Annotated in this window: 15 protein-coding genes and 1 tRNA gene; 13 read left to right on the top strand and 3 right to left on the bottom strand. The window is 72.0% G+C overall.

The features are described from left to right. Positions 1–24 precede the first annotated feature (24 nt). Positions 25–282: a zinc-ribbon domain-containing protein gene (locus HA039_RS10540; RefSeq protein ID WP_167027158.1), complete on the bottom strand. Its 258-nt coding sequence runs from the start codon at positions 280–282 to the stop codon at positions 25–27. 103 nt (positions 283–385) lie between these two features. On the opposite strand from HA039_RS10540, the gene HA039_RS10535 reads away from it, so the two are divergent. After that, positions 386–1,273 (top strand): nuclease-related domain-containing protein, encoded by an 888-nt coding sequence (locus tag HA039_RS10535; protein ID WP_167027155.1) that lies wholly within the window; start codon positions 386–388, stop codon positions 1,271–1,273. A gap of 38 nt (positions 1,274–1,311) precedes the next feature. Here HA039_RS10535 and ligD read toward each other — a convergent pair whose 3' ends face one another. Continuing rightward, positions 1,312–2,205 (bottom strand): non-homologous end-joining DNA ligase, encoded by an 894-nt coding sequence (gene ligD / locus HA039_RS10530; RefSeq protein ID WP_167027152.1) that lies wholly within the window; start codon positions 2,203–2,205, stop codon positions 1,312–1,314. 92 nt (positions 2,206–2,297) lie between these two features. Between ligD and ku the strand changes: the two genes are divergently transcribed. The 3 genes from ku to HA039_RS10515 all read left to right on the top strand — a co-directional run bounded on the left by ku (position 2,298) and on the right by HA039_RS10515 (position 4,187). Further along, a complete protein-coding gene (gene ku / locus HA039_RS10525; RefSeq protein WP_167027149.1) occupies positions 2,298–3,311 on the top strand; it encodes a non-homologous end joining protein Ku in 1,014 nt (337 codons plus the stop codon). 15 nt (positions 3,312–3,326) lie between these two features. Then, entirely contained in the window at positions 3,327–4,016 is a 690-nt protein-coding gene (locus HA039_RS10520; protein ID WP_208298579.1) for a response regulator, read from the top strand. Positions 4,017–4,115: 99 nt separating this feature from the next. Then, positions 4,116–4,187 (top strand) — tRNA-Arg (locus HA039_RS10515). A gap of 105 nt (positions 4,188–4,292) precedes the next feature. Here the strand turns inward: HA039_RS10515 and HA039_RS10510 are convergent. Beyond that, complete coding sequence (locus HA039_RS10510; RefSeq protein ID WP_167027146.1) at positions 4,293–4,706, bottom strand: hypothetical protein; 414 nt, start codon at positions 4,704–4,706, stop codon at positions 4,293–4,295. Positions 4,707–4,807: 101 nt separating this feature from the next. Between HA039_RS10510 and HA039_RS10505 the strand changes: the two genes are divergently transcribed. The 9 genes from HA039_RS10505 to rpmE all read left to right on the top strand — a co-directional run bounded on the left by HA039_RS10505 (position 4,808) and on the right by rpmE (position 15,891). Next, positions 4,808–5,290, top strand: a complete 483-nt coding sequence (locus HA039_RS10505; protein WP_167027143.1) for a response regulator — start codon at positions 4,808–4,810, stop codon at positions 5,288–5,290. A gap of 78 nt (positions 5,291–5,368) precedes the next feature. Further along, complete coding sequence (nrtL, locus tag HA039_RS10500) at positions 5,369–6,439, top strand: ArgS-related anticodon-binding protein NrtL (protein WP_167027140.1); 1,071 nt, start codon at positions 5,369–5,371, stop codon at positions 6,437–6,439. A gap of 80 nt (positions 6,440–6,519) precedes the next feature. Further along, positions 6,520–7,911, top strand: coding sequence for a diaminopimelate decarboxylase (lysA, locus tag HA039_RS10495; RefSeq protein ID WP_167027137.1), 1,392 nt, complete (start codon positions 6,520–6,522; stop codon positions 7,909–7,911). A gap of 95 nt (positions 7,912–8,006) precedes the next feature. Then, positions 8,007–9,296, top strand: a complete 1,290-nt coding sequence (locus HA039_RS10490) for a homoserine dehydrogenase (protein WP_167036550.1) — start codon at positions 8,007–8,009, stop codon at positions 9,294–9,296. A gap of 7 nt (positions 9,297–9,303) precedes the next feature. Further along, positions 9,304–10,395 (top strand): threonine synthase, encoded by a 1,092-nt coding sequence (gene thrC, locus HA039_RS10485; RefSeq protein WP_167027134.1) that lies wholly within the window; start codon positions 9,304–9,306, stop codon positions 10,393–10,395. A gap of 325 nt (positions 10,396–10,720) precedes the next feature. Beyond that, positions 10,721–11,671, top strand: coding sequence for a homoserine kinase (gene thrB / locus HA039_RS10480; protein ID WP_167027131.1), 951 nt, complete (start codon positions 10,721–10,723; stop codon positions 11,669–11,671). Positions 11,672–12,054: 383 nt separating this feature from the next. Further along, positions 12,055–14,157 (top strand): transcription termination factor Rho, encoded by a 2,103-nt coding sequence (gene rho / locus HA039_RS10475; RefSeq protein ID WP_167027129.1) that lies wholly within the window; start codon positions 12,055–12,057, stop codon positions 14,155–14,157. 219 nt (positions 14,158–14,376) lie between these two features. Continuing rightward, positions 14,377–15,477 carry an LCP family protein gene (locus HA039_RS10470; RefSeq protein WP_167027126.1) on the top strand — a complete coding sequence of 367 codons (1,101 nt, stop codon included), beginning with the start codon at positions 14,377–14,379 and terminating at the stop codon, positions 15,475–15,477. Between the two features lie 192 nt (positions 15,478–15,669). Continuing rightward, positions 15,670–15,891 (top strand): 50S ribosomal protein L31, encoded by a 222-nt coding sequence (gene rpmE, locus HA039_RS10465; protein ID WP_167027123.1) that lies wholly within the window; start codon positions 15,670–15,672, stop codon positions 15,889–15,891. Positions 15,892–15,963 lie beyond the last annotated feature (72 nt).

Below are 15,963 nucleotides of genomic sequence, written 5' to 3'. Positions count from 1 at the left end.
GGTGCGAGGCATGTCGAACTCACGTCAGGGGCGGGGCGACGGCGTGTGCGCGCCCTGCGCCAGGAGCTGGTCCGCCTGCTCCTTCTGCAACCGCTGCTCCATGCCGCAGAACGTGCACTGCGTCCGGTACTTCGTGGAGAAGGGGAACAGCGGCACGAAGAACAGCGTGAACTTGGTGACCTGCTTGCGGAGAGTGTGCGCCGAGGGGTTGCCGCAACTGCCGCACACCAGCGTCAATATGGCCAGTTGATAGAGATAGCCCTTGGTACCAAAAATGATCATGGGTGGGATTCCTTCCGGGGGACACGTGTCAGGGGAGAGTGTGCCGTACGGAGGCGGCGCGTCCGGGGGCATTTCCGTCCGCCGACGTGGGGAGTGATGAGGGATGACCCGATTACGTGTCGCCCCGGCGCCGCGCTACGGCCGGGACCGGCTGTACGTGACGCTGCCGGACGGTACGGCCGTGGCCTGGTACGACAGGAGCGCCGGACGCGTCAGCCTGCTGCCCGGGGCCGGACGCGAAGAGGTGCTGGCCGCGCTGGCGCCGTACCTGAGCGGTGAGGTGACCGTGGGGCCGCCGCCCGTACCGACCCCGGCCGAGCTGGACCGGCTCGCGCTGCACCCGGACGACGACCTGGCGCCGAACCGGCCGGGCGAGGAGCTGCACGCCGTACTGGACGCGCTGCCCGGGGGGCTCGGGGCGGACCGGGCGGGTCCGGTTGGCCGGGCGGGGCGGGCGGACCGGGTGTGGCGGGTCGGCGGGCCGGTGTCGCGCCGGGATCCGCGCCGTGCGGAGCTGCTCGCGCGGCAGGTGGTGGGGGAGGAGCTGGACCGGCTGGAACGGCCGTTCGCCGGCGCGGGCCCGCGCGTGCTGCACTCCGTGCCGCTGCCGGGGGCGGATCCGGCCGTCCGGATCGACCATCTGCTGATCGGCCCGGCGGGTGTCCTGGCGATCCGCACACTGGCCGCCCGGAACCGGCGGATCCGGATCGTCGACCCGATGGTTCGTACGGGCTTCGCGGCGCCCGCGCCCCTGCTCGGCCACCTCCGCGACGCCGCGGAACGGGCCTCGCGGGCGCTGGCGACGGCGGTGCGGCCGGTGCTCGTGGTGGTGGGGGCGTCGCGGCTGGAGGTCGCGGGGCCGCTCCTGGGCGTACGGGTCGTGCGCGAGGCGGAGGTGGCGGCGCTGGCGGATCCGGAGGGCGTCCTGAAGGCGGCCGACGTGGAGGCGGTGTACGGGGCGGCGCGGGACCGGCGGGTCTGGGGGCGCTGAGGGGCCGGGGGGTACTCAAGGGGGCGCGCGGCGACCGCTCAGAATCCCGGGGGCAGCTGCCCCGCCCGCCCGCCGTCCAGGAGCGGGGCGAGGACGTCCCCGTACCGCTCCAGCCGCCCCGCCAGGTCGTCCAGCCGGAACACCAGCTGCTCCGCGTCCGTGCAGCGCTCGACCTCCTCCCAGGTCAGCGGGGTGGAGACGGTCGGCTCCCGCCGCGCTCGTACGGTGTACGGCGCCGCGGTCGTCTTCGCGGCGTTGTTCTGGCTGTGGTCGACGAAGACCTTGCCCGGCCGCAGCGAGCGGTTCATGCGGTGCAGCGCCAGCTCCGGCCTGGCGCCCTCCGCCTCGACCGCCAGGCGCTTCGCGTACGCCGACACCTCGTCCGAGTCCGTCGGCTCCAGCGCGACCAGCAGGTGCAGCCCCTTGGAGCCCGAGGTCTTCGCGTACGCCGTCAGCCCGTCCGCCGCCAACCGCTCCCGCAGCCACAGCGCCACCGCGCAGCACTCGACGGCCGTCGCGGGCGCCCCCGGGTCCAGGTCGAACACCAGCCGGTCCGCCCGGCGCGGCTCCTCGACCGGCCACTGGGGCGTGTGGAATTCCACGACCAGGTTCGCGGCCCACATCAGCGAGGGCAGGTCCCCGATCACCACCTGGCGGCCGACCTGCGCGGTCGCGCGGGGCACCTCGGCGATCCGCACCCAGGCGGGCGTACCGGGCGGCGGATTCTTGGTGAAGAAACGCTGCCCCTCGGGCCCGTCCGGATAGCGCAGGAACGAGACCGGCCGGTGCGCCAGATGGGCCAGGAGAGGGGCCGCCGTACGGGCGTAGTAGTGGAGCAGCTCGCCCTTGGTGGTGCCGGTGGCGGCGTACAGCACCTTGTCGAGGTTGCTCAGGCTCAGGCGCCGCCCCTCCACCTCTGTGATCGGCGTCATACGATGAGAATCCCACATGTTCCTCACATTCCGGTGAATCCAGAACATTCCCGGCCGGGACATTCCTCAGATCCGGAAAGGGAGGGGTCGACGTGCGATCCATCTGGAACGGCGCGATCTCCTTCGGGCTGGTCAGCATCCCGATCAAGCTGGTGAACGCGACCGAGAACCACTCCATCTCCTTCCGCCAGATCCACAAGGAGGACGGGGGACGCATCCGCTACCGGAAGGTGTGCGAGCTGGAGGAGCGGGAGGTGTCCTCGGCGGAGATCGGCAAGGCGTACGAGGACTCCGACGGCTCCATGATCCCGATCACGGACGAGGACCTGGCCTCGCTGCCGCTGCCGACCGCGAAGACGATCGAGATCGTGGCGTTCGTCCCGGCGGCGTCGATCGACCCGCTCCAGATGGACGCCTCGTACTACCTCTCGGCGAACGGGGTGCCGGCCGCGAAGCCGTACACACTGCTGCGGGAGGCGCTCAAGCGCAGCGAGAAGGTCGCGATCGCCAAGTACGCGCTGCGCGGGCGGGAGCGCCTCGGCATGCTGCGGGTGGTCGACGACGTGATCGCGATGCACGGCCTGCTCTGGCCGGACGAGATCCGGGCGCCCGAGGGGGTCGCGCCGGAGGCGCCGGTGTCGGTACGGGACGCCGAACTCGACCTGGCCGACGCGCTGATGGACACCCTCGGCTCGGTCGACCTGAAGACGCTGCACGACGACTACCGGGAGGCGGTCGAGGAACTGATCGCGGCCAAGGCGTCGGGCGGGACGGTCGTGGAGCAGGGGCCCGCCGAGCGCGGCGGCGGCAAGGTCCTGGACCTCATGTCGGCGCTGGAGAGCAGTGTGCGGGCGGCGAAGGAGTCGCGGGGCGAGGAGGGGGAGGGGGAGGACACCGGGGGCGACGCCCAGGTGACGGAGCTTCCCCGGCGGAAGCAGGCGGCCAGGAAGACAGCGGCGAAGAGCACGGGGACGGCGAAGAAGACACAGGCCGCGAAGAAGACCACGGCGAAGAAGGCGGCCACCGCCAAGAAGTCGTCGGCGGCGAAGAAGACCACCGGGGCGAAGAAGACGGCTCCGGCCAGGAACAGGCGGTCCTCGGCCTGATGACAGACTGCGGACGTGACCGGAACGCGCCACGCCCCACCCCCTCCTCCCGCGCCCCAGGGGCTCCGCATCGCCCTGGCGGAGGACAGCGTGCTGCTCAGGGAAGGCCTGACCGCCCTCCTGGACCGCTTCGGCCACCAGGTCGTGGCGGCGGTCGGCGACGCGGACGCCCTGACGGCGGCGGTCTCCCGGCACACCCCCGACCTCGTGGTCACGGACGTACGGATGCCACCCGGCTTCCAGGACGAGGGGCTGCGGGCGGCCGTGGCGCTGCGTGAGGGCGACCCGTCCCTCCCGGTCCTGGTCCTGAGCCAGTACGTCCAGCGCGCCTACGCCGCCGACCTCCTCGACTCCGGGGACGGTACGGGCGTCGGCTACCTCCTCAAGGACCGCGTCGGCCAGGTCGAGGACTTCGACGCGGCGCTCCGGGCGGTGGCCGCGGGCGGCACGGTCGTGGACCCCGAGGTCGTACGGCAACTGCTGCGCCGCCGCCGCGACCCGCTGGAACGCCTGACACCCCGCGAACGCGAGGTGCTCGCCCTGATCGCGGAGGGCAGGTCCAACGCGTCGGTGGCCCGCCAACTGGTCGTCTCCGAGGCCGCGGTGGGCAAACACATCGGCAACATCCTCGCGAAGCTGGACCTCCCCCCGGCGGACGACACCCACCGCCGCGTCCTGGCGGTCCTCACGTACCTCCGCGCCTGACACCGCCCGCCCACTCCGCGGCGGCACCCCGAAATACCTGTTCACGGCCACCCCACCGGAGCTGGTAAGGTTTCACACGTCGCCACACAAAGCGACAACGCCCCCGTAGCTCAGGGGATAGAGCATCGGCCTCCGGAGCCGGGTGCGCAGGTTCGAATCCTGCCGGGGGCACGACCGCTGGAATCAGCGGAACGTGCCTTGAGAAGCCGTTTGGCAGCCTCAGCCTTCACGCCGAGGAACCTGCCAAGCGGCTTTCTTATTGCCCGACGACGATCGTCAGTTGTCCTGCGGGGGGCGGGACATGCGGAGGGCGAGGTCGCGGAGGAGTTCCTCGGACGTGATGTCCGAGCGGCCGGAGTCGTGGAGTTGGGCCAGTTCGGAGTGGACGTACGTGAACGCCCCGATGAGCTGCATGATGGCCGGCAGCGCGGCCTCGGTCACCGCGTGGGCCGCCTCCAGGGGTGTCGCGTCGGACGACACCTCGAACGACGGGAAGACCTCGGCGAGCAGCGAGCCGATCTGGCCCTCGCCGGACCCGCCCCGCCCGGCGGCGCCCGCCGACGGGTCGTCCGGGCCCCCGGGGCCGTCGGGGCTGTCCGTGCTCTCGGGGTGCCGGCCCGCCGTACGGATCCACTCCGCGGACTGGGTGAGGATGCCGATGGCCCTGAGGACAACTTCGTTCTGCTCCATGCGTGGAGCGTAGGCGGTACGGGCGGGCCGGGAGACCCCCCGCGCCCGCGGCCTCCCCGGCGCGTTGCGCCGCCCGTCCCGCTCCCGGGGCCGACCGGCAATTGGCCAAAACCCGGACGCGGCGCGGGAGTCCGACCTACTCTCGATATGTGTCAAGTGCATCCGGCCGGGTGCTCGTTGTCGACGACAACCGAGTGATCAGGCAGCTGATCAGGGTCAATCTCGAGCTGGAGGGCTTCGAGGTCGTGACCGCGGCCGACGGTGCCGAATGCCTGGAGGTCGTGCACGAGGTCAGGCCGGATCTCATCACCCTCGATGTGGTCATGCCACGCCTGGACGGGCTCAGGACGGCCTCCCGGCTGCGCGCCGATCCGCGCACCAGCCGGCTGCCGCTCGCGATCGTCAGCGCCTGCACGCAGTACGAGGTGGAGGCCGGCCTCACGGCCGGGGTGGACGCGTTCCTGGCGAAGCCCTTCGAGCCGGCCGAGCTGATCCGGCTCGTCCGCCGCCTGACCCACCAGGACTGCCCACCCTCCTTCGACGACCGCCACGGCGCGGGTCACGCGGAAAGCACACGAGGCTGACCAGGAACCTCGTCCCCCGCCGACCGCATCGCGGAACGAGGTCGCGTGGGGTACCCCCTCCTCCCCTACGCTGGTCCCGTGACCCCCGCCGATCTCTCCAGGACCGTGCTGCACGCCGTGCGCCGCGCGGTGGCGGACGGCGCCCTGCGCGTGGCCGTGCCCGAGCGGGTGGTGGTCGAGCGGCCCCGGCCCGGCGGGAGCGGGGACTACGCGACCAACGCGGCGCTGCGCCTGGCCGGCGGCGCGGGGCTGGCGCCCCGCGAGGTCGCCGAGATCCTGCGCGCCCGGGTCGCCACCGACGAGGGCATCGCCCGGGTCGAGATCACGGGCCCCGGCTTCCTCAACTTCACCCTCGCCGCCGACGACACCGACGCCACCCTGGTCCGTACGGTGCTGCGCGCCGGCCCCCGCTACGGCCACGGCACCACCCTGACCGGCACCACGGTGTGCTTGGCGACTCCGGAGGAGCCCCGCGCCCGCGTCTGGACGGAAGCGGTGACCGCCGTCCTCCGCACGCAGGGCGCGACTGTGACGAATCCCACAGACGGTGCTCGTACGGCCACCCCGCCCCCCGTGCCCGAGACGCTCCGCGTGGTCCCGGCGCCCGCCGGGGACGACCTCTTCGGCCGGCTCGGCGCCGACGCGGCGCGGTGGGCGCTGTTGCGGACCCCCGCGCGCGAGCGGCCCCCGAGCGGGCCCGCCGCCGACGGGCTGCTCGTGCAGCGCGAGAGCAACCCCCTGTTCCGGGTGCGGTACGCCCACGCCCGTACCCGCGCCGTCACCCGCGCCGCCGAGCGGCTGGGCATCCCCCAGGACCAGACCCCGGTCCCGGACCAGGGCCCGGACCACGACCAGGCCCCGGACGCGCACACCACCCCCACCCGGACCACCCTCGCCCGCCTCCTCCGCGACCACCCCGCCGTCCTGGAGGCCGCCGCGCGGCGGCGCGCGCCCGATCACGTCGCCCGGGGGCTGGAGGACGTCGCCGAAGCCGTGCTCCGGTTCCTGGAGAGCGGGCGCGTCCTGCCCGTCGGGGACGAGAAACCCTCGGCCGCCCACCGCTCCCGGATCGCGCTCGCCGAGGCCGCCGGGGCCGTGCTGGCCGGCGGCCTGACCCTGCTCGGCATCGACGCCCCGGAATTCCTCTAGACGGTCGCAGACAGACCGTCGCAGACAGACCGTTGAAGACAGACCGTCGTTGAGACCTGAGAGACCTTGAGAGCCACGAGATGAGCCGTTCCGCACACCCCGCAGGGCCCCGCCACGCCGATGTCTTCCCCGACGGGCACTACTCCGCCCCCGCCGCCGACCTCAACGTCCTGGACGAGAAGGTCTGGTCGCGTACGGTCCGGCGCAACGACGACGGCGTCGCCACCGTCGCCGGGATCGAGGTGACGCGGCTGGCCGAGGAGTTCGGCACCCCCGCCTACTTCCTCGACGAGGCCGACTTCCGGGCCCGCTGCCGCGCCTGGTCCGACGCCTTCGGCCCCAACGCCGACGTGTTCTACGCGGGCAAGGCGTTCCTCTCCCGCGCCGTCGTGCGCTGGCTCACCGAGGAAGGGCTCAATCTCGACGTCTGCTCCGGCGGCGAGCTGGCCACCGCCCTCGCCGGCGGCATGCCCCCCGAGCGCATCGCCTTCCACGGCAACAACAAGTCCGCCGAGGAGATCGAGCGCGCCGTCTCCGTCGGCGTCGGCCGCATCGTCCTCGACTCCTTCCAGGAGATCGTCCGCGTCGCGCACATCGCGCAGCGCCTCGGCCGCCGCCAGCCCGTCCAGATCCGCGTCACCGTCGGCGTCGAGGCCCACACGCACGAGTTCATCGCCACCGCCCACGAGGACCAGAAGTTCGGCATCGCGCTCGCCGACGGCCAGGCCGCCGAGGCCGTCCGGCGGGCCCTCAAGCTCGACGGCATCGAGCTGATCGGCATCCACTCGCACATCGGCTCGCAGATCTTCGACATGGCCGGATTCGAGGTCTCCGCCCGCCGCGTCGTCCAGCTCCTCGCCGAGATCCGCGACGAGCACGGCGTCGAGCTGCCCGAGATCGACCTCGGCGGCGGCCTCGGGATCGCGTACACCTCCGAGGACGACCCGAAGGAGCCGTACGACATCGCGAAGTCGCTGCTGGACATCGTCACGCGCGAGTGCGAGGCGGCCCGGCTCGCCACCCCCCGGATCTCCGTCGAGCCCGGGCGCGCGATCGTCGGCCCCACCGCCTTCACGCTGTACGAGGTCGGCACGATCAAGCCACTCGAAGGGCTGCGGACGTACGTCAGCGTCGACGGCGGCATGTCCGACAACATCCGTACGGCCCTCTACAACGCGGACTACAGCGTGGCGTTGGTCTCACGCCGCTCCGACGCCGAGCCCATGCTGTCGCGCGTGGTCGGCAAGCACTGCGAGAGCGGTGACATCGTCGTACGGGACGCCTACCTCCCCGCCGACCTGGCCCCCGGCGACCTGATCGCCGTGCCCGCCACCGGCGCGTACTGCCGTTCGATGGCCAGCAACTACAACCACGCGCTCCGCCCGCCCGTCGTGGCGGTCAAGGACGGCGAGGCCAGGGTCGTGGTCCGCCGCGAGACGGAGGAAGATCTCCTGCGGCTCGACATCGGATGATGGAATTGGTGTCTCGGGATCTGGACGGACGGTAGATACTTCCGTCCGGTGCGTGAGACTGGTTCACACTCAGTAAGAGGAAACGAGGTCGGATGATGCGTACGCGTCCGCTGAAGGTGGCGCTCCTGGGCTGTGGCGTGGTCGGCTCAGAGGTGGCGCGCATCATGACGACGCACGCCGACGACCTCGCCGCGCGGATCGGCGCCCCGCTGGAGCTGGCGGGGGTCGCCGTCCGGCGGCCCTCCAAGGTCCGCGAGGGCATCGACCCCGCCCTGATCACGACCGACGCCACCGCCCTGGTCAAACGCGGCGACATCGACGTGGTCGTCGAGGTCATCGGCGGCATCGAGCCCGCCCGTACGCTCATCACCACCGCCTTCGAGCACGGCGCGTCCGTCGTCTCCGCCAACAAGGCGCTGCTCGCCAAGGACGGCACGACCCTCTACGACGCCGCCGCGCGGCACGGCAGGGACTTGTACTTCGAGGCCGCGGTCGCCGGGGCCATCCCGCTGATCAGGCCGCTGCGCGAGTCCCTGGCGGGGGACACCGTCAACCGGGTCCTCGGCATCGTCAACGGCACGACGAACTTCATCCTCGACCGGATGGACACCGCGGGCTCCGGCTACTCGGAGGCGCTGGACGAGGCCACCGCCCTCGGGTACGCGGAGGCCGACCCGACCGCCGACGTCGAGGGCTTCGACGCCGCCGCCAAGGCCGCCATCCTCGCCGGGATCGCCTTCCACACCCGCGTACGCCTGGACGACGTGCACCGCGAGGGCATCACGGAGGTCACCTCCGCGGACCTCGCCTCCGCCCAGCGCATGGGCTGCACGGTCAAGCTCCTCGCGATCTGCGAGCGCGCGGCCGACGGCAAGTCGGTCACCGCGCGGGTCCACCCCGCGATGATCCCGCTCAGCCACCCGCTCGCCTCCGTGCGCGAGGCGTACAACGCGGTCTTCGTCGAGGCCGAGGCCGCCGGACAGCTGATGTTCTACGGCCCCGGCGCGGGCGGCGCCCCGACCGCCTCGGCCGTCCTCGGCGACCTGGTCGCGGTCTGCCGCAACAAGCTGAACGGCGCGACCGGGCCCGGCGAGTCCGCCTACACCCGGCTGCCCGTCAGCTCCATGGGCGAGGTCGTCACCCGCTACCACATCAACCTCGACGTGGCCGACAAGCCGGGCGTGCTCGCCCAGGTCGCGACGGTCTTCGCCGAGCACGGCGTGTCCATCGACACCGTCCGCCAGAAGGGAAAGGACGGCGAGGCCTCCCTCGTCGTCGTCACCCACCGCGCGGCCGACGCGGCCCTCTCCGGGACCGTCGAGGCGCTGCGCAAGCTCGACACCGTGCGCGGTGTCGCCAGCATCATGCGTGTTGAAGGGGAGTAAGGGACCCATGACCACCAGCATCGGCACCCAGCGGGGTACCCATCAGTGGCGCGGCATCATCGAGGAGTACCGGGACCGCCTCCCGGTGACGGACGGCGCGGCCGTCATCACCCTCCGGGAGGGCGGTACGCCCCTGGTCCCCGCGCAGGTGCTGTCGGAGCGCACGGGGTGTGAGGTGCATCTCAAGGTCGAGGGCGCCAACCCCACCGGTTCCTTCAAGGACCGCGGCATGACCATGGCGATCACCCGGGCCGCGGAGGAGGGCGCGAAGGCGGTCATCTGCGCCTCCACCGGCAACACCTCGGCGTCGGCCGCCGCGTACGCGGTCCGCGCCGGCATGGTCTGCGCCGTGCTCGTACCGCAGGGCAAGATCGCGCTGGGCAAGATGGGCCAGGCCCTCGTCCACGGCGCCAAGATCCTCCAGGTCGAGGGCAACTTCGACGACTGCCTGACGCTGGCCCGCTCGCTCTCCGACAACTACCCGGTGGCCCTGGTCAATTCGGTCAATCCGGTACGTATCGAGGGTCAGAAGACCGCCGCGTTCGAGATCGTGGACGCGCTCGGCGACGCCCCCGACATCCATGTGCTGCCCGTCGGGAACGCCGGCAACATCACGGCGTACTGGAAGGGTTACACCGAGTACGCCGCGAACGGGCCGGCCGGCCGTACCCCGCGTATGTGGGGCTTCCAGGCGTCCGGTTCGGCCCCGATCGTGCGCGGCGAGGTCGTCAAGGACCCGCACACCGTCGCCACCGCGATCCGGATCGGCAACCCGGCGTCCTGGCAGTTCGCGCTCGACGCGCGTGACGAGTCCGGCGGGTTCATCGACGAGGTGACGGACCGCCAGATCCTGTCCGCCTACCGCCTGTTGGCCGCGCAGGAGGGTGTGTTCGTGGAACCCGCCTCGGCCGCCTCCGTCGCCGGACTGCTCAAGGCCGTCGACGAGGGCAAGGTCGACCCCGGCCAGCGCATCGTCTGCACGGTCACCGGCAACGGCCTCAAGGACCCGGAATGGGCCACTGCAGGCGCCCCGCAGCCGTCCGTCGTCCCCGTCGACGCCGCGGTCGCCGCCCGCCGGCTGGGCCTGGCGGACGCGTAGATCCTGTCCGGCCCGTCCCGGGCGGGCCGCCTCCGGGAGGCCCCTCCGGGACACCATGGTCACAGGCGCACACGCAGGCACGCGACACGCATCGTGCGCCTCCTGTGCGCCCTATGTCGCCATGGAACCTTCCTTCGATAGGCTGTGGCCAACCCGCCGTGCCGCAACGTGCTGCCGCGCTGTCGACCCCGCGGCCCGGGCGTCCGGTATACCGTCGTACCGCCGAAATCCCGCCGTTCCGCAGATCCTCACGCACGCCCCGTATTTCCCGCAGTGCCCGCAGATCCCCACGCAGGTCCCGCAGTCAAGGAGAGTCGTCAGAGCGATGGCCGGTCCCTCGTTCCGCGCCGCCGCCGTACGGGTGCGCACCCCCGCCACCAGCGCCAACCTCGGTCCCGGCTTCGACGCCTTCGGCCTGTCGCTGGGGCTGTACGACGACGTGGTCGTCCGCGTCGCCGACTCCGGCCTGCACATCGACATCGCGGGCGAGGGCGCGGACACGCTTCCCCGCGACGAGAACCACCTGCTCGTACGGTCCCTGCGCACCGCCTTCGACCTGCTCGGGGGACAGCCGCGCGGCCTGGAGGTCGTGTGCGCCAACCGCATCCCGCACGGCCGCGGGCTCGGCTCGTCGTCGGCGGCCATCTGCGCCGGCATCCTCGCCGCCCGCGCGGTGACCATAGGCGGCGACGCCCGCCTGGACGACGCGTCGTTGCTGGAGCTGGCGAGCGAGATCGAGGGACACCCCGACAACGTCGCGGCGTGCCTGCTGGGCGGGTTCACCCTGGCCTGGACGGACGGGGGAGCGGCCCGCGCCATCCGGATGGAACCGGCCCGTTCCATCGTTCCGGTGGTCTTCGTGCCCGGCCGGCCCGTGCTGACGGAGACGGCGCGCGGGCTGCTCCCGCGCTCCGTCCCCCATGTGGACGCGGCCGTCAACGCCGGTCGTGCCGCGCTGCTCGTCGAGGCGCTGACCAGGCGTCCCGAGCTGCTGCTGCCCGCCACCGAGGACCGGCTGCACCAGGACTACCGGGCCCCGGCGATGCCGGAGAGCGTCGCGCTCGTCAACCGGCTGCGCGCGGACGGCGTCCCCGCGGTCATCTCCGGCGCGGGCCCCACGGTCCTCGCGCTGGCCGAGGACGGCGCGGCGGACAAGGTCGCGCGACTGGCGGGCGAGGGCTGGGCGGCGAACCGGCTGTCCCTCGACGCCGGAGGCGCGTGTGTACTGCCGCTCGGGCCCGACCGGGCCCAGGCACAGGGGCCGGAAGGCCCGTGAGCCGGGATTGCCGGTGAGTGAGAGGGGGAATGTTTGTTGGAGCCGGTAGTGTTAACCTCAAGTCTGCAACCGACGTCTTTCAGGCGCGGTGCTTCGTGTCCCGTTTCGGGACCACCTTTCTTCCGGGAGCCTCCCCAACTGCCTGAGCAGCCTGCCTGAGCAGTTTTGAGCACGCACCGGAACCGGCACGACACCCCCCGTTTTTCCCAGCGGTGGGCCGAGCAGGGGGACCTCGGGCCGGACCCATGGCACGTACGCATGTTTCTCCGCCGTACCCGGCGGGACCACCGCCCCGGCACGGTCCACAAGATGGGACCGCAGCCGGACAGCACAACCGGTCGCCGAGCCAGAAGGCCGACGTCCGCTCCAGGGAAGGACCCTTCGTGAGCGACACCACCGATCTGATGGGCGTGACTGCCGACAACAGCGTCGACACGACCGCGCCCGCCGAAGGTGCTGCCACTGGCACCACCGCACGGCGCCGCCGCTCCGGCACCGGCCTTGAGGGCATGGTCCTGGCCGAGCTTCAGCAGGTCGCGTCCGGCCTCGGCATCAGGGGCACCGCGCGGATGCGCAAGAGCCAGCTGATCGAGGTCATCAAGGAGACGCAGGCCGGTTCCGCGTCCGCGCCGAAGAGCGCCGAGACCGGCGGCTCCGACGGCGAGGCCAAGCCGAAGCGCCGCGCCACCTCCAAGGCCCGTACGGGCGAGTCGGCGGCCGCCGCCGCGGCGCCCCAGGCCGAGCAGGCCGTCGCCCAGCAGCAGATCGACATCCCGGGTCAGCCGGCCAGCGACGACCAGCCCGCGGGCGAGCGCCGCCGCCGCCGGGCCACCGCCCAGGCGGGCAGCCCCGAGGGCGCCCGTTCCGAGGCGAGGACCGACACCAGGACCGAGGCCGCGCCGGCCGACGTCAAGGTCGAGGCGCAGCCCGACACCAAGGCCGAGGCCGCCGTCTCCGTGTCCGCCCAGGCGAACGCGCAGGTGAACGGCCAGGGCGACGCCGACGGCCGGCAGGGCCGCCAGGACCGCGGCCAGCGCGGCGAGCGGGACCGCGGCGAGCGCGGCGACCGCCGTGACCGCCAGCGCGACCGCCGGGGCAAGGGCGACGAGCAGGGCGGCCAGCAGCAGGGCGGCCAGGGCGGCGGCCAGCGCCAGCAGCGCGACAACCGCGGCGCGGGCGCCCCGGCCCAGGCGGGCCCCCAGAACACCGGCCCGCAGAACAACGGCCCCCAGGACGACTACGACGACGAGGCGGGCGGCCGCAGGGGCCGTCGCGGACGCTACCGCGACCGCCGCGGGCGCCGTGGCCGCGAGGAGTTCGGCCCCGACCAGCCGCAGGTCGCCGACGACGACGTGCTGATCCCCGTCGCGGGCATCCTCGACATCCTCGACAACTACGCGTTCATCAGGACCTCCGGCTACCTGCCGGGTCCCAACGACGTGTACGTGTCCCTCGCCCAGGTCCGCAAGAACGGCCTGCGCAAGGGTGACCACGTCACCGGCGCGGTGCGCCAGCCCAAGGACGGCGAGCGCCGCGAGAAGTTCAACGCGCTCGTCCGGCTCGACTCCGCGAACGGCATGGGCGCCGACTCCGGCCGCGGCCGTCCCGAGTTCCAGAAGCTGACCCCGCTCTACCCGCAGGACCGGCTCCGCCTGGAGACCGACCCCGGGGTGCTGACGACGCGGATCATCGACCTCGTCGCCCCCATCGGCAAGGGCCAGCGCGGTCTGATCGTGGCCCCGCCGAAGACCGGTAAGACCATGATCCTCCAGGCCATCGCCAACGCGATCACGGTCAACAGCCCCGAGTGCCACCTGATGGTCGTGCTCGTGGACGAGCGGCCCGAAGAGGTCACCGACATGCAGCGGTCGGTCAAGGGCGAGGTCATCTCCTCGACCTTCGACCGCCCGGCCGAGGACCACACCACCGTCGCCGAGCTGGCCATCGAGCGGGCGAAGCGCCTGGTCGAGCTGGGTCACGACGTGGTCGTCCTGCTGGACTCGATCACCCGACTGGGCCGTGCGTACAACCTCGCCGCGCCCGCCTCGGGACGCATCCTGTCCGGTGGTGTCGACTCGACCGCGCTCTACCCGCCGAAGCGCTTCTTCGGCGCGGCGCGCAACATCGAGGACGGCGGCTCGCTGACCATCCTCGCCACCGCGCTCGTGGAGACCGGCTCGCGCATGGACGAGGTGATCTTCGAGGAGTTCAAGGGCACCGGCAACATGGAGCTCAAGCTCGACCGGAAGCTCTCCGACAAGCGCATCTTCCCGGCGGTGGACGTGGACGCGTCCTCCACCCGTAAGGAAGAGATCCTGCTCGGCAGCGACGAGCTCGCCGTCGTCTGGAAGCTGCGCCGGGTGCTGCACGCCCTCGACCAGCAGTCCTCGATCGAACTGCTCCTGGACAAGATGAAGCAGACGAAGTCGAACGCGGAGTTCCTGCTGCAGATCCAGAAGACGACGCCGGGCAACGGCAACGACTGACGGTTCCGCCGCTCGTACGCTCCCCAGAACCGCCCCGGCACCCCGTGCCGGGGCGGTTCCGCGCGTTCTGCCCGGTTGTGGAACCCCGCGTGGTCCTTCACCGTCTGTATATGTGACGATAAACAGCCCGGTGGCGAGAAACGGCCGGTTTCGGGCCCCGGCGGCCCGGACGGCCCCGGCGGGAGGCGGCGGGACCGGCACCACGGACCGAGGAGATCCATGACCGAACCGAGCGGGGGGCCCGTAGGGGCCCGTGGCAGACGCCACAGGGCGCCCGGCAAGCACCGCCGGCCGGTCGTCGTCCTGGTGTGGTGCCTGGCCGCCCTGCTCGTGGTCTGCGGCGGCGGTCTCACGTACGTGTACTTCAAGCTGAACGGCAACATCAAGGGCGTCGACATCAACGCCCAGCTCGGCACCGCGCGCCCCCACAACGTCGACAACGGCTCCGAGGACATCCTGGTCCTCGGGTCGGACTCCCGGGCCGGGAAGAACGACGAGTACGGCCGCGACAGCGGTACGGCCCGGTCGGACACGGCGATGGTCGTGCACGTCTACAAGGGCCACAAGAAGGCCAGCGTGGTGTCCATACCGCGGGACACCCTGGTGGACCGGCCCGCGTGCACCGACTCCAAGGGCCACCGGGTGCCGCCCCAGCACCTCGTCATGTTCAACAGCGCGTACGAGGCCGGCGGGCCCGCCTGCGCGGTCAAGACCGTCGAGTCGATGTCCGGCATCCGCATGGACCACTACATCGAGGTCGACTTCACCGGCTTCAAGAAGATCATCGACGAGCTGGGCGGGGTGAAGATCACCACGACGCGGGCCATCGACGACCCCAAGAGCCACCTCAAGCTCGCCGCCGGCACGCACACGCTCCACGGGGAGCAGGCGCTCGGGCTCGTCAGGACCCGGCACAGCATCGGCGACGGCAGCGACCTGGGCCGTATCCAGCTCCAGCAGATCTTCATCAAGTCGCTGATCAGCCAGATCAAGAGCGTCGGGGTGTTCAGCAACCCCAAGAAGCTCTTCGACCTCGCCGACACGGCGACCAGCGCGATCACCCCCGACTCCCAGCTCGACTCGGTGAACAAACTGATCGGTTTCGCCGGCGGCCTCAAGGACATCGGCGGCAAGAACCTCAAGATGATCACGCTGCCGGTGCGCTACGACCCGGCCGACGAGAACCGCGTACTGCCGCTGGCGAAGGAGTCGAAGCAGGTCTGGACGGCCCTCGCGCACGACCGCCCGATCCCGGCGTCCGCCACCAAGGACTCGGCGGGCGACAAGGAGAACGTGGGCCGGGTCGTCGAGGGCGGCTGACGCGCGCCCCCGCCGCCCGTACGCGCCCGCCACCGGTACGCCCCCCGGAATACATCCGGGCGCCCCCCGGTTTGGGCAGATGCGGCCGGTCCTGGCAGACTGGCTCGTCGGCCCCGGTTCACGTACGAGCACTCAGCACGTGCGACCCGGAGCCTTCCCCGCCCCCGGCGGGGATGTTCCCTAGGAGACACCTTGAAGCGCGACACCCACCCCGCGTACGTCGAGACCCAGGTCAGCTGCACCTGCGGTGCCTCGTTCACCACCCGGAGCACGATCGAGTCGGGCACCATCCGCGCCGACCTCTGCTCCGAGTGCCACCCGTTCTACACGGGCAAGCAGAAGATCCTCGACACCGGTGGCCGCGTGGCCCGCTTCGAGGCCCGCTTCGGCAAGGCCGCCGCCGCCAAGAAGTAGCGAGCAACCCGCGCCGGTCCTCGGTGCCCTCTCCCGGGCATCGAGACCGGCGCTTTGGCGTCCCGAAGCACC

The sequence above is a fragment of the Streptomyces liangshanensis genome (assembly GCF_011694815.1).
GTDB lineage: Bacteria > Actinomycetota > Actinomycetes > Streptomycetales > Streptomycetaceae > Streptomyces > Streptomyces liangshanensis.
The sequence above is the reverse complement of the archived record's forward strand: the minus strand, read 5'-3'. Positions and strand labels throughout refer to the sequence as shown.

Excerpts from the sequence above, each read along its gene's own strand:
- thrB (WP_167027131.1), top strand. The coding sequence starts at position 10,721 with ATGGCCGGTCCCTCGTTCCGCGCCGCCGCCGTACGGGTGCGCACCCCC.
- HA039_RS10540 (WP_167027158.1), bottom strand. The coding sequence starts at position 282 with ATGATCATTTTTGGTACCAAGGGCTATCTCTATCAACTGGCCATATTG.
- lysA (WP_167027137.1), top strand. The coding sequence starts at position 6,520 with ATGAGCCGTTCCGCACACCCCGCAGGGCCCCGCCACGCCGATGTCTTC.
- HA039_RS10510 (WP_167027146.1), bottom strand. The coding sequence starts at position 4,706 with ATGGAGCAGAACGAAGTTGTCCTCAGGGCCATCGGCATCCTCACCCAG.
- HA039_RS10490 (WP_167036550.1), top strand. The coding sequence starts at position 8,007 with ATGCGTACGCGTCCGCTGAAGGTGGCGCTCCTGGGCTGTGGCGTGGTC.
- HA039_RS10470 (WP_167027126.1), top strand. The coding sequence starts at position 14,377 with ATGACCGAACCGAGCGGGGGGCCCGTAGGGGCCCGTGGCAGACGCCAC.
- HA039_RS10535 (WP_167027155.1), top strand. The coding sequence starts at position 386 with ATGACCCGATTACGTGTCGCCCCGGCGCCGCGCTACGGCCGGGACCGG.
- ligD (WP_167027152.1), bottom strand. The coding sequence starts at position 2,205 with ATGACGCCGATCACAGAGGTGGAGGGGCGGCGCCTGAGCCTGAGCAAC.
- thrC (WP_167027134.1), top strand. The coding sequence starts at position 9,304 with ATGACCACCAGCATCGGCACCCAGCGGGGTACCCATCAGTGGCGCGGC.